This is a genomic window from Salmonella sp. 2020_1395 (genome assembly GCF_043848115.1).
GTDB classification, from domain to species: domain Bacteria; phylum Pseudomonadota; class Gammaproteobacteria; order Enterobacterales; family Enterobacteriaceae; genus Salmonella; species Salmonella enterica.
This window is the reverse complement of record NZ_JBCMFH010000002.1, coordinates 296340-318796: the sequence shown is the minus strand read 5'-3', so window position 1 is coordinate 318796 and position 22457 is coordinate 296340. Positions and strand designations below refer to the sequence as shown.

At 53.0% G+C, this 22457-nt stretch carries 21 protein-coding genes; 8 read left to right on the top strand and 13 right to left on the bottom strand.

The genetic code is table 11. From position 1 onward, the window contains the following. Positions 1-72: 72 nt before the first annotated feature. Positions 73-879, top strand: a complete 807-nt coding sequence (tcdA, locus tag ACH0WD_RS04125) for a tRNA cyclic N6-threonylcarbamoyladenosine(37) synthase TcdA (RefSeq protein ID WP_000117750.1) — start codon at positions 73-75, stop codon at positions 877-879. A 51-nt stretch (positions 880-930) separates the two neighbouring features. On the opposite strand, the gene rarD is transcribed toward tcdA, so the two are convergent. From rarD to csdA, 3 genes are all read right to left on the bottom strand, one after another. Further along, positions 931-1818, bottom strand: a complete 888-nt coding sequence (gene rarD, locus ACH0WD_RS04120; protein ID WP_077248417.1) for an EamA family transporter RarD — start codon at positions 1816-1818, stop codon at positions 931-933. 299 nt (positions 1819-2117) lie between these two features. Next, positions 2118-2561: a cysteine desulfurase sulfur acceptor subunit CsdE gene (csdE, locus tag ACH0WD_RS04115; RefSeq protein ID WP_000184199.1), complete on the bottom strand. Its 444-nt coding sequence runs from the start codon at positions 2559-2561 to the stop codon at positions 2118-2120. Beyond that, a complete protein-coding gene (gene csdA / locus ACH0WD_RS04110) occupies positions 2561-3766 on the bottom strand; it encodes a cysteine desulfurase CsdA (RefSeq protein WP_000991053.1) in 1206 nt (401 codons plus the stop codon). The genes csdE and csdA overlap by 1 nt, the downstream gene beginning before the upstream one ends. A 192-nt stretch (positions 3767-3958) precedes the next feature. On the opposite strand from csdA, the gene ACH0WD_RS04105 reads away from it, so the two are divergent. The 4 genes from ACH0WD_RS04105 to rlmM all read left to right on the top strand — a co-directional run bounded on the left by ACH0WD_RS04105 (position 3959) and on the right by rlmM (position 6957). Beyond that, positions 3959-4186 (top strand): YgdI/YgdR family lipoprotein, encoded by a 228-nt coding sequence (locus ACH0WD_RS04105; RefSeq protein WP_000750393.1) that lies wholly within the window; start codon positions 3959-3961, stop codon positions 4184-4186. A gap of 346 nt (positions 4187-4532) precedes the next feature. Beyond that, on the top strand, positions 4533-5450 hold the full coding sequence (gene gcvA, locus ACH0WD_RS04100; protein ID WP_000044409.1) for a glycine cleavage system transcriptional regulator GcvA: 918 nt from the start codon (positions 4533-4535) through the stop codon (positions 5448-5450). Between the two features lie 18 nt (positions 5451-5468). Next, positions 5469-5864 (top strand): DUF423 domain-containing protein, encoded by a 396-nt coding sequence (locus tag ACH0WD_RS04095; RefSeq protein ID WP_000203913.1) that lies wholly within the window; start codon positions 5469-5471, stop codon positions 5862-5864. Next, positions 5857-6957 (top strand): 23S rRNA (cytidine(2498)-2'-O)-methyltransferase RlmM, encoded by a 1101-nt coding sequence (gene rlmM, locus ACH0WD_RS04090; protein ID WP_001045497.1) that lies wholly within the window; start codon positions 5857-5859, stop codon positions 6955-6957. The genes ACH0WD_RS04095 and rlmM overlap by 8 nt, the downstream gene beginning before the upstream one ends. Positions 6958-7015: 58 nt before the next feature. On the opposite strand, the gene fucR is transcribed toward rlmM, so the two are convergent. From fucR to fucP, 5 genes are all read right to left on the bottom strand, one after another. Next, entirely contained in the window at positions 7016-7726 is a 711-nt protein-coding gene (fucR, locus tag ACH0WD_RS04085; RefSeq protein WP_000642330.1) for an L-fucose operon activator, read from the bottom strand. A gap of 57 nt (positions 7727-7783) precedes the next feature. After that, the gene (gene fucU / locus ACH0WD_RS04080; RefSeq protein WP_000920848.1) at positions 7784-8206 is read right to left on the bottom strand and encodes an L-fucose mutarotase; all 423 of its coding nucleotides are present in this window, start codon (positions 8204-8206) and stop codon (positions 7784-7786) included. A gap of 1 nt (position 8207) precedes the next feature. After that, positions 8208-9626, bottom strand: coding sequence for an L-fuculokinase (gene fucK / locus ACH0WD_RS04075; RefSeq protein WP_000806795.1), 1419 nt, complete (start codon positions 9624-9626; stop codon positions 8208-8210). 100 nt (positions 9627-9726) lie between these two features. Next, entirely contained in the window at positions 9727-11502 is a 1776-nt protein-coding gene (gene fucI, locus ACH0WD_RS04070) for an L-fucose isomerase (protein WP_000724126.1), read from the bottom strand. A gap of 31 nt (positions 11503-11533) precedes the next feature. Beyond that, a complete protein-coding gene (fucP, locus tag ACH0WD_RS04065; RefSeq protein ID WP_000528624.1) occupies positions 11534-12850 on the bottom strand; it encodes an L-fucose:H+ symporter permease in 1317 nt (438 codons plus the stop codon). Positions 12851-13405: 555 nt separating this feature from the next. Between fucP and fucA the strand changes: the two genes are divergently transcribed. Next, entirely contained in the window at positions 13406-14053 is a 648-nt protein-coding gene (fucA, locus tag ACH0WD_RS04060) for an L-fuculose-phosphate aldolase (RefSeq protein ID WP_000440828.1), read from the top strand. 16 nt (positions 14054-14069) lie between these two features. Continuing rightward, the gene (gene fucO, locus ACH0WD_RS04055; protein ID WP_000013562.1) at positions 14070-15218 is read left to right on the top strand and encodes a lactaldehyde reductase; all 1149 of its coding nucleotides are present in this window, start codon (positions 14070-14072) and stop codon (positions 15216-15218) included. 91 nt (positions 15219-15309) lie between these two features. On the opposite strand, the gene xni is transcribed toward fucO, so the two are convergent. The 5 genes from xni to queF all read right to left on the bottom strand — a co-directional run bounded on the left by xni (position 15310) and on the right by queF (position 21841). After that, positions 15310-16065, bottom strand: coding sequence for a flap endonuclease Xni (gene xni / locus ACH0WD_RS04050; protein WP_001519360.1), 756 nt, complete (start codon positions 16063-16065; stop codon positions 15310-15312). A gap of 170 nt (positions 16066-16235) precedes the next feature. Continuing rightward, positions 16236-17603: an L-serine ammonia-lyase II gene (gene sdaB, locus ACH0WD_RS04045; protein WP_000626384.1), complete on the bottom strand. Its 1368-nt coding sequence runs from the start codon at positions 17601-17603 to the stop codon at positions 16236-16238. 58 nt (positions 17604-17661) lie between these two features. After that, positions 17662-18951: an HAAAP family serine/threonine permease SdaC gene (gene sdaC / locus ACH0WD_RS04040; RefSeq protein ID WP_000450462.1), complete on the bottom strand. Its 1290-nt coding sequence runs from the start codon at positions 18949-18951 to the stop codon at positions 17662-17664. Positions 18952-19515: 564 nt separating this feature from the next. Beyond that, the gene (gene ppnN, locus ACH0WD_RS04035; protein WP_000627973.1) at positions 19516-20880 is read right to left on the bottom strand and encodes a nucleotide 5'-monophosphate nucleosidase PpnN; all 1365 of its coding nucleotides are present in this window, start codon (positions 20878-20880) and stop codon (positions 19516-19518) included. A 112-nt stretch (positions 20881-20992) separates the two neighbouring features. Further along, complete coding sequence (gene queF / locus ACH0WD_RS04030) at positions 20993-21841, bottom strand: NADPH-dependent 7-cyano-7-deazaguanine reductase QueF (RefSeq protein WP_000100463.1); 849 nt, start codon at positions 21839-21841, stop codon at positions 20993-20995. A gap of 68 nt (positions 21842-21909) precedes the next feature. Between queF and syd the strand changes: the two genes are divergently transcribed. Continuing rightward, positions 21910-22455 carry a SecY-interacting protein gene (gene syd, locus ACH0WD_RS04025; RefSeq protein WP_000343990.1) on the top strand — a complete coding sequence of 182 codons (546 nt, stop codon included), beginning with the start codon at positions 21910-21912 and terminating at the stop codon, positions 22453-22455. The last annotated feature ends 2 nt before the right edge of the window (positions 22456-22457 follow it).

Below are 22457 nucleotides of genomic sequence, written 5' to 3'. Positions count from 1 at the left end.
CGATCGCTATCGGGCCTGAAAATAGTGAGCAGGGGTGAGGAATAACCTCACCTTTTTTTATTCTGAGGTCATATGTCAGTGGTGATAAGTGATGCCTGGCGCCAACGCTTTGGCGGCACCGCGCGTCTGTACGGTGAAAAAGCGCTGCAGCGGTTTGCTGAGGCGCATATCTGCGTCGTAGGAATCGGCGGGGTGGGATCATGGGCGGCAGAGGCGCTGGCGCGTACGGGCATCGGCGCGATTACGCTGATTGATATGGACGATGTCTGCGTGACCAATACGAACCGTCAGATCCATGCGTTGCGTGATAACGTCGGGTTGGCGAAAGCGGAAGTGATGGCCGAACGGATTCGGCAAATTAACCCGGAGTGCCGGGTAACGGTTATCGATGATTTCATCACGCCGGATAATGTGGCGGGTTATATGAGCGCGGGTTTTACCTATGTCATTGACGCCATTGACAGCGTTCGTCCAAAAGCCGCGCTGATTGCGTACTGTCGCCGATATAAGGTTCCTTTAGTGACCACTGGCGGCGCGGGCGGGCAGATCGATCCGACGCAAATCCAGGTCGCTGATTTGGCGAAAACCATCCAGGATCCGCTGGCGGCAAAACTGCGTGAGAGATTGAAACATAATTTTGGCGTAGTGAAGAACAGTAAAGGTAAGCTGGGCGTGGACTGTGTTTTTTCCACCGAAGCGCTGGTTTACCCACAGGCGGACGGTTCCGTATGCGCGATGAAAGCTACCGCAGAAGGGCCAAAACGGATGGATTGCGCCTCTGGCTTCGGCGCGGCGACGATGGTGACGGCAACGTTCGGTTTTGTCGCCGTTTCCCATGCGCTGAAGAAGATCATGGCTAAAGCGGCGCGACAAGAATAAAAGGACGGGGCGGAGTGTCACGCAGACGCGTATCCGGCCCTGCGCCCTTTGTTAGCGAAAGAAGCGCTGTACCCTGCCGAACACCGGTTTCAGACGGGCGCGGAGATAATGGGAATATAAATTTTCAGATATGCATAGAAACAACCCGAACCATACTGCACAAAAGCAGAGCAGTTCCGCGTAATTAATGTGCTCGCCAAATATCATAATGGCAAGTAAGAACTGTAAAGACGGCTCTATATATTGCGCCAGTCCGGTGACAATCAACGAGGTGTGATTTAACGCGATGGCAAATAATACCAGTGGAATGATCGTCACTGGCGCCGTCATGACATACAAAAAGAAAGGAGTATTAGCGGATATAATTGGTCCGCTATCGCTAAAGAGAAAGATTAATAGTGAGACAGGCAATGCCCATAATGTTTCAATCGTTATCGATGTCATCACATCATAATGTATAAACTTTCGCGCCAGGCCATATAGCGCAAATGATAATCCCATGGTTAGCGCCAGCGCCGGGAAATGCCGTAGCATGATAATTTGAAAAGTCAGGCCACAGACACCAGAAAAAACGGCGATGGCCTGAAACAACGACAGTTTTTCTTTAAGAAAAATGCATCCCAGCGCAATAACAAATAGCGGGTTGATAAAATAGCCGAGGCTGGCATCAAGTACCAGATGATGGGTTAGCGCATAAATAAAAGATGACCATGAGACAATCATCAAAAGTCCGGCGATCATGCAGAAGAAAAAAGATTTTTTATCTTTCCAGGCATCATGAAATCGCGTTCGCTGCCGAAATAACAATCTTACTGCCAGTAATAATGGAATTGACCAGAACACCCGGTATATCAATATTTGTGCGAGATTTCCCCCTGATAAATATTGATAATATAAAGGTGTTAACCCCCATAATATAAATGCCAGTACCACAAACATGGTACCGCTACGCAGATATTTTTCCACTTATCCATATCCTGTTATAACTTCACCCGATACGTATGAATTTTCCAGTTCTCCTGCTACGCTACATCGAGTGGCTTTATTTACTCTAAAATCTTCACGCCGTTTTAACATGGATTCTAACATTGTAATTTCATTGTGATAGCTGATAAAAATCAAAAGAATGTTTATCAGGGAAATCTGACGCCGAAACTAATAAAGTGACTGGATTATTTTATCTGCATCGCCTGACCGCCGCGGACGGCGCTGTCAGGCGACAGAATATTTACGCTATTTCAACGCTTATGCGTTGCGGCAACAATCGCTTCGCTCAGCGCGTTCAGCCCCTGACTGCGTGAGGCGCTAAGCTGGGCGCGTAAACCCAGCTCATCAAACAGCGCCAGCGGTGAACGAGCCTGTAATTCGGCGGCGTTTTTTCCTTCCACCGCGGTGAGCAATACCGCCAGCAGGCCGCGGACAATCCGCCCCTCACTGTCGCCGAAAAAGTGCATCGTTCCGTTATCTGATCGGGTAAAGCCCAGCCAGACGCGGTTCTCGCAGCCGGCTATCTCCTTCGCCTGCGCTTTGCATTCATCCGGCAGAGCGGGGAGCTGTTTTCCTAACAGAATCAACTGACGATATTTATCCTCCCACTGGGTCAGCGGGAGAAAGATAGCGCGTAACGTCTCTTCCGTTACCGTTGTGCCGAACGGGTGTCCGGTATAAAGAGGGTTTGTCATTAATCCACCAGCAGTTCCAGCGCGCGGTCAACGGCGTTAACCAACGCATCCACATCATGTTGGGTATTATACGGCGCAAAAGAGGCGCGCAGAGTCCCTGTGACGCCAAGTTCCGCCAGCAATGGCTGGGCGCAATGTTGCCCGGCCCGGAGCGCAATACCGTATTCCGCCAGCAGCGTCACCATATCGCCGTGGTGCACGCCGACAAAATCAAAGGCCAGCAGGCTGGAGTCCTGGCAGCGGAACGAACGAAAGCCCGGGCGTTTCGCCAGTGCGTCTTCCGCCAGCGTCGCCAGCCCCCGGCTCCAGTTTTCGGCCTGTTCAATATCGATATCGGACAGCCATTCCAGCGCAGCGCTCAGGCCGATGACCCCGGCGACGTTCGGCGTCCCCGCTTCCAGCTTCCAGGGAGCGCTTTGAGTGGTGAAGCCTTCAAAGCTAACGTCACGGATCATCTTGCCGCCGCCGAGCCAGGGCGACATCGCCTCAAGAAGCTCCGGCTTACCGTACAGCACGCCGATACCGGTCGGGCCATACAGTTTGTGAGCGGAAAAAGCATAAAAATCGATATCAAGCTGCTGAACATCCGCCGGGAAGTGTACCGCGCCTTGCGCGCCATCTACCATCACGACCATTCCCGCTGCGTGAGCGGCGCTGATAGCGCTTGCGAGATCCGGGCAGCCGCCCGTTACGTTCGACATTTGCCCCAGCGCCAGAATGCGGCTGCGCGACGTGATCAGTTCCGGCAGACGCTCAACATCAGGAAGACGCCGGTCATTAAGCGGCAGTTTTATGACCTGCGCGCCGGTTTGTTGCGCCACCATCAGCCAGGGCACAAGGTTGGCGTGATGCTCGGCGACGCTAACGATAATTTCATCGCCGGGGCGCAGACGAGGACGGGCGTAACACTGCGCCACCATGTTGATCGCTTCGGTGGTGCCGCGTGTCCAGACGATACTTTTTTCATCGGGCGCGTTTAACAGTCGCGCCGCTTTTGCTCTGGCCGCTTCATATTGCGCCGTCAGGCGCTGCGCCTGCGCAAACTGGCTACGATGAACGTTACCGGCGCTCAAACAATAAAACTGGTGCGTGGCGTCAATGACTGCCTGTGGCTTTAATGCCGTGGCGGCGCTATCGAGATAAACACCCGCATCGGCTAGCGCGGGAAACTGCGCGCGAAACTGCGTGGGATTAAAAGCGTTCATGATATTCCTCGGTTCAGTTTACCGATCGTGGCGTAAAAGCGCGGCTGATACAAGGTTTGTCCTAACCATCGGAATCGTCTGTATATCCTGGCGAATTATGTAAAGGAGGTTATGCTGAATAATGTTAGGCGAATGTTTAAGCCTGTTACGGAGTCCGCTTTAAATAGCACAAACAGCTTTAAGGAGAAGAAGATGAAAAAGACTGCCGCAATTATCTCTGCATGTATGCTGACTTTTGCCCTGAGCGCCTGTTCCGGTCCTAATTACGTTATGCACACCAATGATGGACGTAGCATTGTGACCGACGGTAAACCCCAGACCGATAACGATACCGGTATGATTTCGTATAAAGACGCTAATGGCAACAAACAGCAGATCAATCGTACTGACGTGAAAGAGATGGTGGCTCTGGAAAACTAACCGTTTGTTATACAAAAAAAAGCACCGCAATATGGCGGTGCTACATTAATCACTATGGACAGACAGGGTAAATGTACAGGAAGTGAAAAAGGGTAGTCTCGCTACCGTGGTCTGAATCGCAGACCAATTGCAAACACAACAACACAACATCACAACCGTAAGCCAAAAGCCCATCAGAACACGCATTCCGATAAAACTTTTCGTTCCGGCTCAGGAAGTGCCGCCACTATAGGTATTTGCTGGTAGAACCTCAACGGACAATTTATAATGTCTCAGATTAAAAAAACTAATAGGTTACATATTGTTACCTATTTGTTAAATTCATTCGACATTAAGTCCAGAGGCCATGTCAAAACGATTACCTCCTTTAAATGCGTTACGCGTTTTTGATGCTGCCGCGCGCCATTTGAGCTTTACGCGAGCAGCGGAAGAACTTTTTGTGACGCAGGCCGCAGTAAGCCACCAAATTAAGTCACTTGAGGATTTTTTGGGGCTAAAACTGTTCCGCCGCCGCAATCGTTCGCTGTTGCTGACGGAAGAAGGCCAAAGCTATTTTCTCGACATTAAAGAGATATTTTCCCAGCTCACGGAAGCAACGCGTAAGCTCCAGGCGCGCAGTGCCAAAGGGGCGCTGACGGTGAGTTTACCGCCCAGTTTTGCCATCCAATGGCTGGTGCCCAGGCTCTCCAGCTTTAACTCAGCTTATCCGGGAATTGACGTTCGGATACAAGCCGTTGACCGTCAGGAAGATAAACTGGCAGACGATGTCGATGTCGCGATTTTTTATGGCCGGGGAAACTGGCCGGGCTTGCGCGTCGAAAAATTATACGCAGAATATTTACTGCCCGTCTGTTCTCCTTTATTACTCACAGGCGAAAAACCGTTAAAAACGCCGGAAGATCTGGCGAAACACACGTTATTGCACGATGCCTCCCGGCGTGACTGGCAGGCCTATACTCGTCAGTTAGGGCTCAACCATATTAACGTTCAGCAAGGGCCGATATTTAGCCACAGCGCGATGGTGCTACAGGCTGCTATTCACGGACAGGGGATCGCGCTGGCGAATAATGTTATGGCGCAGTCGGAAATTGAAGCCGGGCGACTGGTATGTCCATTTAACGATGTTCTGGTGAGTAAGAATGCTTTTTATCTGGTTTGTCATGACAGCCAGGCAGAACTGGGTAAAATAGCCGCCTTCCGTCAGTGGATTTTGGCGAAGGCGGCGACGGAGCAAGAAAAATTCCGTTTTCGTTACGAACAATAATTAACTTAGGGTATGACCATGACCAGCCGTTTTATGCTGATTGTCGCCGCTATCAGCGGTTTTATTTACGTTGCTCTGGGCGCGTTCGGGGCGCATGTTTTGAGTAAAACCCTGGGCGTGGTTGAAATGGGCTGGATTCAGACCGGCCTGCAATATCAGGCGTTCCATACGCTGGCGATCTTTGGCCTGGCGGTGGCGATGCAGCGCCGTATCAGCATCTGGTTTTACTGGAGCAGCGTTTTTCTGGCGCTGGGCACGGTGCTGTTTAGCGGCAGCCTGTACTGCCTTGCGCTTTCGCATCTGCGCTTGTGGGCGTATATCACGCCTGTCGGCGGCGTCAGTTTCCTGGTGGGCTGGGCGCTATTGCTGATTGGCGCCATTCGTATGAAACGTAAGGGCGCGAGCCATGAATAAAGTTGTATTGCTCTGCCGTCCGGGGTTTGAAAAAGAGTGCGCTGCAGAAATTACCGATAAAGCGGGAAAACGGGAAATATTTGGTTTTGCACGCGTAAAAGAGAACGCAGGCTATGTCATTTATGAATGCTACCAGCCGGAAGATGGCGAAAAGCTGATTTCAGAACTGCCGTTCAGTTCGCTGATTTTCGCCCGCCAGTGGTTTGTGGTGGGTGAACTGCTGCAACATTTACCGCCGGAAGACCGAATTACGCCGATTGTCGGCATGTTGCAGGGCGTAGTGGAAAAGGGCGGCGAGCTGCGCGTTGAAGTCGCCGATACCAATGAAAGTAAAGAACTGATGAAGTTCTGCCGCAAATTTACGGTGCCGCTGCGCGCGGCTTTGCGTGATGCGGGCGTATTGACGAATTATGAAACGCCGAAGCGTCCGGTCGTTCATGTCTTTTTTATCGCGCCAGGATGCTGCTATACCGGTTATTCGCTCGCGCATAACAATTCACCGTTTTATATGGGCATCCCGCGTTTGAAGTTTCCGTCTGATGCGCCGAGCCGCTCAACGCTGAAACTGGAAGAGGCGCTCCACGTTTTCATCCCGGAAGATGAGTGGGATGAACGTCTGGCGAACGGCATGTATGCGGTGGATTTGGGCGCCTGTCCCGGCGGATGGACGTACCAGTTAGTGAAGCGCAATATGTGGGTCTACTCCGTAGATAACGGCCCGATGGCGCAAAGCCTGATGGACACCGGACAGGTGACCTGGTTGCGTGAGGATGGCTTCAGGTACCGTCCGAACCGGAATAATATTTCATGGATGGTCTGCGATATGGTGGAGAAGCCGGCCAAAGTCACCGCGTTAATGGCGCAGTGGCTGGTGAACGGCTGGTGTCGGGAGACGATTTTTAACCTTAAACTGCCGATGAAAAAACGCTATGAAGAGGTATCGCATAATCTGGCGTATCTTCAGGCGCAGTTGGATGAGCATGGCGTTAATGCGCAGATCCAGGCGCGTCAGCTTTATCACGATCGCGAAGAAGTGACGGTGCACGTGCGTCGGTTGTGGGCGGCTGTTGGCGGACGTCGCGACGAGCGATAAAAACGCGCTGCCGTCATCCGGCGCGTCATCGGCGCCGGATGGCGCACGCTTATCCGGCCTATGACTGCGGCGCATCTGAAACAATATGCGTCACATCATCCAGATGGCCGATGCGCGCCTCTCCTGAACGATTAAATTTACTTTTATCAATCAATAATAAAGACTGCGAGGCGCGCCTGAGCAGGATAGATTTAAAATCGGCGTTGATCGCATTGGAGTCCCACAGATCGCCGCCGCCGTCGATCCCCTCGCAGGAAAAGATGAACAGATCGATATCAAGCGATTTTAGCTGTGAGATAAGAGACGGGTTAACGTAACAGCCATATTTACGTTCAAGCTGGCCGCCGGAACTTATCAGCGCAATGCGTTCGCGTTTTCCCAGCTCCTGACAGATAGGATGGCTATTGGTAAAAACCTGAATGGGAATATCCGGCAACTGGCGGGCCAGATACCAGCAGGTTGAACTGGCATCCAACGCAATCGTCATTCCTTCTTCTATCCACGCTAACGCTTCACGGGCAATATCGGCTTTGTGCGCATAATGGCTTTTCAGGCGGATATGGAATGGATCGCCGCTGTCCTGATTTTCACGATGAATATATTTAGCTCGTCCGTGATTACGCAGCACTTTTCCCTGCGTCTGTAGTTCACTGAGATCGCGGCGGATGGTCTCTTTACTGACGTTAAGCCGGGTGGCCAGCGCTTCGGTGGTCAGACTTTTATGATTGATCAGCAGATCGACTATCGCTTGTTGGCGTGCCGCTTTCATTTTTCTCACCCCATCATTCGATGAACGCCCGCGTCATGCGGGCGCACCGGCAAGAGATTACGGCGTTACCCCTTTTTTTAAAAGAATATTTCCGTACTTCGCGCACTCACCTGTGATAACGATCGCAAACGCTTTTTGCGCCCGCTCATAAAACGCATAACGGTCGATACGAACGATATCCGGGCACGGCGCTTCTAATGACAAAGCATCGCGATAGCGCGCTTCAACGCTGGGGTCGAGCGTGTCGCCTTCCACGGCGGCCATCATTACCAGCGGCGGGGCGTAGCTATCCAGCTCAAAGAGCGGAATAATTGCCCGCAGTAGATCGCTGACGCTAAGACCATCGGCGCGAATCACCTGTGGGCCCAGGCTATGCGCGGGAAAGTGAGCGTCGGAAAAAATGATTTCGTCCCCGTGGCCCATCTCGGCCAGCACTTTGAGCAGTGTCGGAGAAATTAACGGTGAAATGGTTTTTAGCATTTCATACTCCCTCAATAATTTCAGGTTCGGTTTGCGGCCAGAAATAGCGATACTGATAATTGACCTGCGCGCGCGCCTGTTCCGGGCTACTAAATTCGCCTACGCCGTACCAGCCAAACATGGCAGCGCCGGCCACGGTGGTTTCCGCGTCGTCCAGCACTTTGATAGGGAGAGCAAGCTGATTCGCTTTAATTTGATTCCACAAAGCGTTGCGACTGCCGCCGCCAACCAGTAACAGTTCTGTGGCGTTAAAATGACCGATTTTCTCCAGCGTGCGCAGATTACGCTGCAGTTGCGCCGTCAGGCCTTCCAGCGCGGCGCGATAGAAATGGCCGCGGGTGGTATTGAGCGTCACGCCCTGCCAGCCTGCATTTTGGCAGGCGAGCAGATCGCACTGCATCCGTACGCCTTCCGCGCCAGCGGGAATAGCGCGCGCTTCGTCGATCAGCGTTTGCCATGGTGTTTCCGGCGTCCACAGCAGTTTTCGTACCCATTCGAGTACACCGGAGGCCAGCCACTGCATTCCGGGGTTATAAAGCCCCGACTGACTGTCCAGTTCACAGGTCGAGCCCGGATACTGACTGAGCAGCGAGGTATTCACCTGACCGCTGCGTACCATCAGAATCTCCCATGTTCCGGAGGAGAGCACCGGTTCACCTTGCTGCGCGCCAGCGCCGAATAACGCGAACTGAGTATCGTGTCCGGCAGAGATCACCGGCACACCCGCCGGGAGACCGAGTAGCCTGGCCGCGTCTGTCTGTAGCGTGCCTATCTGGGCGCCCGCTTCCACGATACGCGGGAACAGGCGGCGCGCCAGGCCCGTCGCCTGCAGGATTTCCGGACTAAAGTCGCGCTGATGGATATCCAGTAGCTGGCTGGTGCCTGCCATAGTGATATCGGTCGTAAACTCGCCGGTCAGACGGTGGTTAATCAGCGACGAGATAAACAGCCAGCAGTGAGCTTGTTCCAGCAGGCGCGGATGATTCTCTTTAAGCCAGACCAGTTTATACAGCGTGTTAAAGCTGAACGCGCCGACGCCGGAGAGCGTCTGCAATTGCCGGGGCGAGATAAAGCGCTCAATCGTTTCCATCACGGCGGCGGTTCGCGGGCATTTCCAACTGATGACCGGGTAGAGCAGCTTACCCTGCGCATCGACCAGCGCGCCATCGACGCCGAACGTAGTCACCGTAATACCGCGAACAACACACTCCGACAGGGCGCTGGAGAGTGACCTGCAGCAGTCGGCGAAACGTTGCAGGATGGCGTCCAGAGACCACTGATGCCAGGCGCTATTTTCTGCGGCAATGTCGCTGGCGTTAGTGGTTGAGGCGCGGGCGACAATTTTCCCCTGGCGATCAACGGCGATCGCCCGAACGTTTGTCGCACCGCAGTCGAGAACCAGGATAACGTCTTGTTTCATAGATAACTCCATAAACGCCGCCCGATGGCGCTACGCTTATCCGGCCTACGGCTCACGCGCCCGTAGGCCCGGTAAGCCTGCGCCACTGGGCTAAGCCGCATTAACGTTTATACAGCGGGCCATAATTCTGGCAGGCGCGATAATCCTGGCCTTCGATATCCATACCGTGAGCTGCCCAGGCGGAAGGACGATAGATCTTCGCCTCCTCCACGTTGTGCATACATACCGGGATACGCAGCATCGCGGCGAGAGTAATAAAGTCCGCCCCTACATGGCCGATGGTGAGTACGCCGTGGTTAGCGCCCCAGTTCGCCATCACCGAATAGACATCGGTAAACGGGCCTTTGCCGGTAAGACGCGGCGCAAACCAGGTGGTAGGCCAGGTAGAGTTGGTGCGGGCATCAAGCTGATCGTGCATCGCTTTCGGCAGTTCGACGCTCCAGCCCTCGGCGATTTGCAGCACTGGTCCCAGGCCTTTGATGATATTCACGCGGGTCATGGTGAATGGCACGCCGCCTTCGGTCAGGAAACGGGATGAGTAGCCGCCGCCGCGGAAGTATTCGTGAATCGCCGGGCACCATTCAGTGGCCGCCAGACACGCATCCGCCTCTTGTTGGCTGATTTCCCAGTGTGGTTTCATGGTCGGCTTGCCTTCGCTGTCGCGCTGTTTACAGGCACCGTCCAGAGCGGCAGAACCGGAATTAATCAGGTGAATAATGCCGTGTTCCGCCAGGCCGCTGAGCGCCTGGCCGGTGACGCGTTCTACGGCTTCCGGCGACCAGTAGGTTCGCACGTCGGCGAATATCTGCGCTGTACCAGTGAGTTGATGGCCGAACAGCATCGCTACGCCGTTCAGACTGTCATTTTCGGTGGCGACGACAAACGGTTCGCGTACGCCATTCCAGTCAAAAGAGCTATTGAGCAGCGCTTCGGCGGTATCGCCGTTCGGGTATTGATCGGTCCAGTGGCGCTGGCCCTGGAAGCCGGCGGCAATGGCGTTGTAGCCCAGCGATTCTTCAACTAACCCTTTGTCCGCCAGCGTCTTGTTGCCCTGCATCATGTCGCGAATACACATCGCCATCAGCAGGCTCTCTTTTAGCACCGCGCGGTTCTGGGCTTCATTGCGCTTATACTGTGAGGCGTTCTGATCTTCGCCGTAGCGGAAGTTTTTATCCGCCCACGCCAGCGCCATCTCCAGTTCGGCCTCATCATAAATTTTTTGATCGATACGGCGGCGCAGTTCGGTCATATCTACCGCTTGCACCTTCATGCCCAGCCAGGATTCAAAGAAGTTATGATCGACAATGGAACCCGCGATCCCCATCGACACGCCGCCGACGGAGAGGTAGCTTTTGCCTTTCATGCTGGCTACCGCTAACCCTGCCCGCGCAAAACGCAGCAGTTTTTCTTCGACGTCGGCAGGAATGGAGGTATCGTCGGCATCCTGCACGTCATGGCCATAAATGGAGAACGCCGGAATGCCTTTCTGGCTGTGCGCCGCCAGCGCCGCGGCAAGGTAAACCGCCCCAGGACGCTCTGTGCCGTTAAAGCCCCAGATGGCTTTCGGACGCATCGGGTCCATATCAATGGTTTCGCTGCCATAGCACCAGCACGGCGTAACGGTAATGGTCACGCCCACGTTCTGGCTACTGAATTTTTCTTCACAGGCGGCGGATTCCGCCATTCCGGCAATACAGGTATCCGCAATGACGCACTCCACCTGAGCCCCGCAGGCGTGGCGGATTTTCTCGGTGATGAGCGCCGCCGTCGCTTTCGCCATGTTCATGGTTTGCTCTTCGAGCGACTCGCGTACGCCCATACGACGTCCATCAATCACCGGGCGGATACCGATTTTCGGTAAGCTGATTTTTTTCATGACAGATTCCTCACGTTATTCGGATAAATGTTCAGTTTGTCGCCGCTTGTGAACGGAAACGGGCAAAAATGAAGATGACGGCAAAGCACAATGCCGGAACCAGTTCGGCGGTCGGGATTTTGCCTGCGGCGTCGCTAACGAAGCCCATTACTGGCGTGACAATACCGCCGCCAATGATGGTCATGACGATAAAAGACGAGCCGTACTTAGTGTCCTGTCCCAGATTTTTGATACCCAACGAGAAGATGGTCGGGTACTGGATTGACATAAATGCGCTACACAACGTCAGCGCCAGCAGGCCCATATGTCCGCCGCTAAAGGCGGAAATCAGACACAGGAGCATGGCAAACAGGGCGTAGGCGGCCAGCACTTTATGCGGCGCGAAGCGGCTGATAAGCCAGGTCCCGGTGAAACGGCCGATAAAGAAGCACACCATCGTGCCGGTCAGGTAATTGGCGGCGAAACCGGGCGTCATTCCAGGGATCTCCTCAATGGCGTAGCGGATCAGATAGCTCCAGCAGGCGGTTTGCGCCCCCACATAGCAGAACTGCGCCAGCACCGCCCAGCGCCAGTGGCGGATACGGATGAGTCGGGAGAGAGAAGATAAGAAAGAGCTTTGTTTAGCATCGCTATGATCGTCACTTTGCAGGGCCGGAAATTTGGTCAGCATAATCAGCAGCGCAACTACTAATACGATGGCGACGATAATCATGTATGGCGTTTGTACCGATAACACCAGGCTGTGTTTATAGGCGCTAAGCTGATCCGGCGTCATTTTATCAAGCGCTTCTTGCGATTGATGCGGCACGTTAGACAAAATAAGGCTTTGCCCAAACACAACGGCGATAATAGCGCCAAAGGAGTTAAAAGTTTGCGCCAGATTAAGCCGGAAATGTCCGCCGCTTTCTGGACCTAATACCGTAACAAAAGGGTTGGCCGCAGTTTCAAGGCAGCCTAAACCGGCGGCGATGATAAACAGGCCAATTAAAAATAATGTGTAATTCATTATCTCGGCGGCAGGCCAGAATAATGCGGCGCCAACAGCATACAAAAAAAGCCCGGTGATAATCCCTGCTTTATAACTGAGTTTTTTCATCAAAATCCCAGCGGGAATTGGAATGACGAAATAACCGAAATAAAAGGCTGACTGAATAAGCCCGGCCTGAAAGTTAGTTAGCGTAAAAGCTTGTTGAAACTGCGGTAATAAAATGTCATTCAGATTATTGGCGACGGCCCACAGAAAAAATAGCGAGCAAAGTAAGGCGAATGGAATAATGTAGCGCTTGCTCTTGCTTTGCTCTGCATCCACAGCACGAAAACTCTGCGTTTGTATTGTTGTGTTTCCCATAGCATCCTCATCGGTTCAGAAGCTTTTGCGTGCGGTCGGTTCTGGTCACCAGACCGTAAAATTAGGTGAGTTCGCTTTTCTTACCGGTAATAAATTGGCGTCCGGAATGAACTCATGGATTCATTTTCAAATAAAAAAGGCCTTTTAATATGATGGCGGTCACATTTATACCTGAGAGCAGAGCGTTCTGTGATTATCATCACTTTAATTTCCATAAAAAAATGACCGTTTGAGATGTTTAATTTAAAAAACCACAGACTGAATGCCCGAATTAAATTATTGCCACGAAAACGGGCAGTAGTAACTTATTCTTCATTTTTGCCCGTTTTAAAAAATATTATTAAGAGCGGGCATTTATCGGCGAGAGAAACGGTAGTCGTCTGGTTTATCGTGGCGAATTAATTGATGTGAATCACAAAATATCGTTATTTAAATTCCCTTCTCTTTATTCAGTATGATGATAGTTGCTAACTATTCGATTATTTCAACAGGACAGCAGCGCGATGCGAAAGGCGGTTTTGTTGTCTCATTTTGAATCACAGAGAGAGGTAAATAATGGAACGAAATAGACTGGCGCGGCAGATTATTGATACCTGTCTGGAAATGACGCGGTTAGGGTTAAATCAGGGGACGGCAGGTAACGTGAGCGTACGTTATCAGGGCGGAATGCTGATTACGCCGACGGGGATCCCCTATGAGAAGCTGACAGAGTCGCACATTGTCTTTATTGATGCTGACGGTCAGCATGAGCAGGGCAAGCTGCCTTCCAGCGAGTGGCGTTTTCATATGGCGGCATACCAGACGCGCCCTGACGCCAATGCCGTGGTACATAACCACGCTGTCCATTGTACGGCAGTCTCGATCCTCAATCGCCCGATTCCGGCGATTCACTACATGATTGCCGCCGCAGGAGGAAACTCTATTCCCTGCGCGCCCTACGCCACTTTTGGCACCCGCGAACTTTCTGACCATGTTGCCGTGGCGCTTAAAAATCGTAAAGCGACGCTGTTACAGCATCACGGGCTTATCGCTTGTGAAGAAAATTTAGACAAAGCGTTGTGGCTGGCGCATGAAGTGGAAGTGCTGGCGCAGCTCTATTTAAGTACGCTGGCCATTGTCGATCCGGTACCGGTACTGGATGACGAGGCGATCGCTATCGTACTGGAGAAATTTAAAACTTACGGATTACGTATTGAAGAGTGATGTCAGGAGACAGGCGATGGCGAACAGAATGATTCTGAATGAAACGGCATGGTTTGGCCGGGGAGCGGTGGACGCATTAACCGATGAGGTGACGCGCCGCGGTTATCATAAAGCGCTGATTGTTACCGATAAAACGCTGGTGCAATGCGGTGTGGTCGATAAAGTGACAAGCAGAATGGATGCCGCAGGGCTGGCGTGGGAGATCTATGCGGGCGTGATCCCTAATCCTACGATTTCCGTTGTCCAGGAAGGGCTTAAGGTCTTTACCCAAAGCGGCGCGGACTATCTCATCGCCATTGGCGGCGGTTCTCCGCAGGATACCTGCAAAGCGATCGGTATTATCAGTAACAATCCGGAATTTGCCGATGTGCGCAGTCTGGAAGGGCTATCGCCGACCCGTAAACCCAGCGTGCCGATTATGGCGATCCCGACAACGGCGGGAACCGCGGCGGAAGTCACTATCAATTATGTGATTACCGATGAGGAGAAACGGCGCAAATTCGTTTGTGTCGATCCACATGATATTCCGCAGGCGGCATTTATCGATGCCGATATGATGGACGGTATGCCGCCCGCGCTGAAAGCGGCAACGGGCGTGGATGCGCTAACCCATGCTATTGAAGGCTATATTACCCGGGCCGCATGGGCGCTGACGGATGCATTACATATCAAAGCCATTGAGATTATTGCTGGCGCGCTGCGCGGCGCCGTAGCCGGAGAAAAAGAGGCCGGTGAGGCGATGGCGCTGGGGCAATACGTTGCCGGGATGGGGTTTTCCAATGTGGGGCTGGGACTGGTGCATGGGATGGCGCATCCGCTGGGCGCGTTTTACAACACGCCGCATGGCGTCGCGAATGCTATTTTGCTTCCGCATGTGATGCGTTTTAATGCCGGGTCTACCAACGAGAAATTCCGTGATATCGCCCGGGCGATGGGGGTGAAGGTAGAAGGATTGAGTCTTGAAGAGGCGCGTAATGCCGCAGTGGAAGCCGTATTTGCGCTAAATCGCGATGTGGGAATTCCGCTGCATTTGCGTGATGTCGGCGTTCGAAAAGAGGATATCCCGGCGCTGGCGCAGGCAGCGTTCGATGATGTCTGTACGGGCGGCAATCCGCGTGAAGCGAGTCTGGCGGACATTGTCGAACTGTATCATATCGCCTGGTAATTTTGTCGGATGGCGCTGCGCTTATCCGCTCTACATTTCGTGCAGTCCTGTAGGCAGGATAAGGCGTTCACGCCGCCATCCGGCAACAAAACTACCGCGCCAGCCGTAGCTGCTGTAAGTTTCCGTCGATATGTAAATCGGTTTGCAGACGTGCAATATCGCGGCAAAGAAATGCCATTTCTTTATGCGTCTCAAGCTTTTTGCGCCACTTTTCCGGCACCTCGTCCAGATGGGCGTAAATTCCCTCCAGATTTTGAAACTGAATCAACAGCTGGGTCGCGCTTTTGGGGCCGATACCGGCAACGCCGGGGACTTTCGAACTGCTGATTCCTGCCAGACCCCAGTAATCCGGCAACTGCCGGGGAAGTACGCCAAACTCTTTTTCAATAAACGGCGCGTCCAGCCAGCGTTTCTGGAAGTAGTCGCGAATGCGCAATCCCGGAGAGAGCAACTGGCAATAGCCTTTATCGGTTGACACAATGGTTGCCTGGTGTCCGGCTTCGGTAACTTTTAGCGCCAGCGTCGCCGCCAGATCATCCGCTTCGTTACCGTCTGATGCCCAACAGCGTACGCCGCGCTGTTCAAACGCGGCGCGTAGGGCGGGCATTTCATTATGTAAATCGTCAGGCATCGGCGGACGTCCTGCTTTGTAGTCCGGCAAACGCTGATGACGCCAGCCGCTACTGCGCGCGTCGTCATCAAATACCGCTACGGCATGGGTTGGCTGGCTGTGAATAATCAATTGATCGAGCGCGTGTTGGCAGGTTTCCACACAGGGCGATCCCTGAACGGCGTGAATACGGCGAATCAAATTGAGCGCGTCGACGATAAGCAGATGAGCAGCCACGGTGTTCTCCCTTACAAACCTGCGCGTAGGGTAACATTCACGGCGGGGGGAGGCGAGCATTGCGAAATAGCGCTATCCGTAGGCCTGATAAGCGAAGCGCCATCAGGCAACAAAAGCCGGATGGCGGCGAGCGCCTTATCCGGCCTACAGATCCTAAAATGTGCTGAGAATTAATCGCAGGTAACGATCTTCATCGCCAGGCCGCCGCGCGAAGTTTCGCGGTACTTAGCGTTCATGTCTTTACCGGTTTCGTACATGGTCTCAATCACTTTATCGAGGCATACGCGCGGTTCGCTGGTACGGCGCAGCGCCATACGCGCGGCGTTGACCGCTTTGACTGAAGCAATCGCGTTACGCTCAATGCAGGGAACCTGGACCTGGCCGGCAACCGGATCGCAAGTTAACCCCAGATTATGCTCCATGGCGATTTCTGCGGCGATACACACCTGCGCCGGACTACCGCCCAGCAGCTCGGCCAGACCCGCTGCCGCCATGGAACAGGCCACGCCGACCTCTCCCTGACAACCCACTTCGGCGCCGGAAATAGAGGCGTTCATCTTATACAGCGAGCCAATCGCGCTGGCGACCAGCATATAGCGAGCAAGTGAGTTAGCATTTACTTCGCGGATAAACTTGTCATAGTACGCCAGCACCGCCGGAACAATACCACATGCGCCGTTAGTCGGCGCAGTGACTACTCGTCCGCCTGCGGCATTCTCTTCGTTCACCGCCAGCGCGAACATATTGATCCAGTCGACGACCGCCATCGGATCGGTGGTGGTCTTATCCTGACTGACCAGCACCCGACGCAGCGCCGCCGCGCGACGCGGAACGCGCAGTTTGCCCGGCAATACGCCCTCGGTGGTGATACCGCGCTCAATACCGCTGCGCATTACCTCCCAGACTCTGGCGAAGTGCTGCTCCAGCGCTTCTTTACTGTGCAGGGCCAGTTCGTTTTGCATCATCAGACCGGAGAGCGACAGACCCGTCTCCTGGCAATGGCGCTGTAAATCCGCGGCGGTTTTGTAAGGGTACGGCACGTTAACAGGTTCGCTATTCGTCAAACCAAAGTGCTCTTCATCGACGATAAAGCCGCCGCCAATGGAGTAGTAGGTTTGGCTGTAGAGCACCTTATCGCCCGCCAGCGCGGTAATACGCATCCCGTTTTCATGCAGAGACAGGTTGTCGGCGTGGAAATTCATGCATTTATCGACCGGAAATTCGACTTCATGCTGCCCATTGGCCAGTAGTAAACGCCCATGGGTGTTCACATCCTGGATAAAGGACGGAATGGCGTCGATATCGACGGTGTCCGGCAGATTCCCCGCCAGGCCCATAATAATGGCGATATCAGTGTGGTGGCCTTTACCCGTCAATGACAGAGAGCCGTAGACATCCACCACGACGCGGGTGACATCTGTAAGGATATGGCGGGCAATCAGATCATCCGTGAACTGCTTGCCTGCTTTCATTGGTCCGACGGTGTGAGAACTGGAAGGGCCAATGCCGATTTTAAAAATATCGAATACGCTAATCATAGGGCATCCATTGCGGTTGTATCATAGAGAAGCGCCGCGGTAAGCGGCGCTAAAGGACTTAGCTGAACAGTGAGTAGAAAATAGCGGAGATGGCAATCAGGCCCATAATCACAACGAATACGTTGCTGATATGACCGCTGTACTTACGCATTGCCGGTACTTTCTGGATGGCATACATCGGCATCAGGAACAGAATCATCGCGATGATCGGGCCGCCCAGGGTTTCAATCATGCCCAGGATGCTGGGGTTCAGCGTCGCCACAATCCAGGTGGTGACCAGCATGAACAGCGCGGTAATTTTATTCAGTTTGTTGATTTCGATGGATTTACCTTTACCACGCAGCGATTTAATCACCATCCCGTTAAAGCCTTCACGCGCGCCCAGGTAGTGGCCGAGGAAGGATTTGGTGATAGCAATCATCGCAATGATCGGCGCCATCCAGGCGATGATCGGCGCGTTAAAGTGGTTCGCCAGGTAAGACAGAATAGAGATGTTCTGCTCTTTTGCCGCTGCCAGATCTGCCGGCGTCAGGCTCAGCACGCAGCTGAAGACGAAGAACATCACGGTCAGCACCATCATGATGTGGGCGAAGGCCAGAATTTTAGAACATTTCTTCTCAGCGCCTTCACCGTACTCTTCACGCTTCGCAACCGCGAAGGAGGAGATGATCGGGGAGTGGTTGAAAGAGAAAACCATCACCGGAATCGCCAGCCACAGCGTCATCCACAGACCGTTACCGGTAGACGCGGCGGAATCAAAGGACAGCGTTTCCAGCGCCGCGCCGTTCCACTGCGGGATCAGGTACAAGGCCAGCAGCATCAGCGCAGCGACGAACGGGAATACCAGGATACTCATCGCCTTAACGATCATTTGCTCGCCGAAGCGCACGATGGTCATCATGCCAACAATCAGGATCAGGGAAAGAATCGCCCGCGGCGGCGGATTAATCGCTAACTGGTGGGTCAGGAAGCTTTCCACGGTATTAGTAATCGCCACGCTGTAAACCAGCAGGATGGGGTAAATCGCGAAGAAGTAAAGCAGGGTAATCAGTTTACCTGCGCCGATACCGAAGTGTTCCTCAACGACTTCAGTGATGTCTTCACCCGGATTTTTACCGGACAGCACGAAGCGGGTTAAACCACGGTGTGCGAAAAAGGTCATCGGGAAAGCGAGAATCGCCATGATGATGAGCGGAATCATGCCGCCGACGCCTGCGTTGATCGGCAGGAACAGAACGCCCGCGCCGATAGCCGTGCCGTAAAGGCCCAGCATCCACATGGTATCCGTTTTGCGCCATGCGCTTCGAGAGTCAATCGAAGCAATCGTGCTGGTCTGAGTGGTTTCCATCTATTTCTCCTGGAGGATGCTAAAAATCAGGTTGCTGGTCTAATCCAATGAAAAAAGACCTGATCGTAAAATGAAATCTGCTTAGGGACGCTTTTTATATAATTTTTCGCCGTAATAATTTTCGGGCGGAAAGATACATTTAAGTGATGAATCTATCAGTGATCCCGATCTCAAATGCAATAATCCGCTTCTTACATGGATAAATTTGGACCATTAATCTATTAAAAAAACGTCATAACGAATTTCCGGGCGCGAAGGCTACCATTAACGATATAAGGCCGGAAAGATTGGGGCGCAAGATACGGAGGTTTGACTATAAAAATCAAGGTTTTTAGTGGATTCTGGCGAAGAATAAGAGTTTGAACCGATAAATCACGGTAAGAGGAGTGAAGTAAACGTTTGCCTGGCAATCTATTTATGATGAATTATAAATGGTGTTTATAAAACAATGCGGGCTATGCCTCTGATGATCATCATAAAAAATGAAGGCATACGTTAATTGCCATACCGCAATGAAAGGAATGGGAGAAGCGCCCGGCTGCTGGCGGCAACCGGGCATAAGCGCTAAGCGCAGATCTCGTAACAGGGGATGTAGGCGGAACCTGGCAATTTCATACGATGCTGCGCGACGAATCCCTGCAGCAGATCGTCCATGCGACGCATCATCTCTCGATCGCCGTGGATTTTATACGGACCATTAGCTTCAATGGCGCGTATCCCGACCTCCTTCACGTTCCCCGCGACAATACCGGAGAAGGCGCGTCGCAGATCCGCCGCCAGAATCTCAACCGGCTGATCCGGGTACAGTTTCAGGTTGGCCATATTCTCATGCGACGGCTCAAACGGCACCTGCAGATCCGGTGCAATACGCATCGACCAGTTAAAACTATAGGCGTCGCCGGTATCGCGGCGATTCTCTTTCACTTGCGGCATCGCTTTCTTCATCAGTCGCGCTACCTCCGCCGCATCGTCAATGATGATGCGGTAATGACGGCGGGCCGCTTCGCCCAGCGTATGGGTAATAAACTCATCCAGCACGCGGAAGTAATCGGCGCTCTCTTTTGGTCCGGTCAGGATTAGCGGCAACACCTGATTTTTATTGGCTGGATTCATCAGAATCCCCAGCAAATAAAGCAGCTCTTCCGCCGTACCCACGCCGCCCGGGAAGATGATGATACCGTGTGCGATACGGACGAACGCTTCCAGGCGTTTTTCGATATCCGGCATGATGATCAGTTCGTTCACCAGCGGATTAGGCGGTTCAGCCGCAATAATGGAAGGTTCAGTCATGCCGATAAAGCGGCTGTCTTTATAACGCTGCTGCGCGTGACCGACCGCCGCGCCCTTCATGGGGGCTTCCATCGCCCCAGGGCCGCAGCCGGTGCAGATGTTCAGCTCGCGTAATCCCAACTGCGTGCCGACGCGACGGGCATACAGGTACTCGTTTTCGTTAATTGAGTGGCCGCCCCAGCATACCACCATGTTTGGCGCTTCGCCGACGTGCAGCGCCCGGGCGTTGCGCAAAATGGAGAACACCAGATTGGTGATATGTGTTGAGCTTTCAAGATCCAGATGCTGGAAACGGCCGGCATTGTGGATCTGCCCATTCACAAAGAGAATGTCGCGCAGCACCGCGAACAGGTTAGCCTGTAGCGCACGAATAATCCGCCCGTCAACAAAAGCGTCTTCAGGCGGGTTAATCAATTCCAGCTTCACGCCGCGCTCGCGGCGCAGTACGTTAATATCGAAATTTTCAAAGCGGGACAGCAGCTCTTTGCTGTTGTCGGTCAGGCTGCCGGAGTTAAGAACGGCAAGTGAACAGTTACGAAACAGTTGATACAGGTCGCTACTGGCCGTGCGTTTCAGCATGTCCACTTCCAGTTGCGACAACATATCCATTGAGCCAAGCGGGCTAATATGTGTAATCAAGTAAACTCCTTATGGGACGCAACACGCCATTCCCTGTTGATTACAATAGCCCTGGCTGATGACCTTTCACAACCTTACATGCGCAATCCGGCACGCAAAATTGACAAAAAAATTACTGTCGCGCCAGCCTGCCCGTGGCGGGCACGAAATCGGTATTGCTGCGCCAGGGATTAATGTCCAGCCCGCCGCGGCGAGTATAGCGCGCATAAACGCTTAACGTTTCCGGCTGGCAGAAGCGCAGAATGTCATTAAAAATACGCTCTACGCACTGCTCGTGAAATTCATTATGGTGACGGAAGGAGACCAGATAACGCAGCAGTTTTTCCCTGTCGATTTTGCGCCCGCGATACTGAATTTGTATCGAGCCCCAGTCCGGTTGGTGGGTGATCAGGCAGTTGGATTTCAACAGATGACTGACCAGCGTCTCTTCTACTTGCTTCTCGCCGCTGACCGCATGTTGCAGATAGTCGGTAGTAAACTGGTAGTTGTCGATACTGATATCCTGATCGTCAATACAGGTGCCGTGGAAATGGGCGACAGGCTGTCCTTCCAGCTCATCAAGACGATGAAGCCTCACGCTAACGTTGCCCTGCGCGCAGGCGCGCAGATCGCGCTCCAGCGTCTGGCGCACCGTCTCCCAGGTGTCAAAGCGCGTCTGGTTAAAGCTGTTCAGATACAGTTTAAAACTTTTGGATTCGATTAAATTAACGCTGGTGTAATCCAGTTCGACATGCCCGACGGCGACCTGCGGAAGACCCTGGCTGTTAAGCCAGGAAAGTTCATACAACGTCCAGATATCCGCGCCGTGGAACGGCAAATTATCGGCTGTTAATCCGAGCGGGTCGCGATTCAAACTGCGCGGTACGCCCTGCAGCAGGCTGGCGTCATAATTGTCCCGGTAATCCGTTGATTTTCCGAGAGTCAGGCCATCAAGAGCCTGATGGTTTTCATAAGAAGACATGTTTCACCGTCATAAACCAGATACACTATGCGCCAAGTGTATCCTGGCTTTTATGAAGAGAGAAACTGGTGGACGAACTGACAGCGCAGGCATTGAAAGCCTTTACGACGCGTTACTGCGACGCGTGGCAAGAAAAACACGGTAGCTGGCCGTTGAGCGAAGAACTGTATGGCGTACCTTCTCCGTGCATTATTTCTTCAACCCGCGATGCCGTTTACTGGCAGCCGCAACCTTTTGAAGGCGAAGAAAATGTAAACGCGGTTGAACGCGCCTTTGATATTATGGTACAACCTGCGCTCCACGCGTTTTACACCACGCAGTTTGCTGGCGACATGCCCGCGCAGTTTGCGGATGAAAAGCTTACGCTACTGCAAACCTGGAGTCAGGATGACTTTCGGCGCGTGCAGGAAAATCTGATAGGCCACCTGGTCACGCAAAAGCGGCTCAAGCTTCCTCCCACGCTTTTTATTGCGACGCAGGAAAATGAGCTTGAGGTCATTTCGGTCTGTAATCTGTCCGGCGAGGTGATTAAAGAAACGCTGGGCACCCGCAATCGTACCGTTCTTGCCGCAACGCTTGCGGAATTCCTTACGCAACTTAATCCTCTTCTGTAATC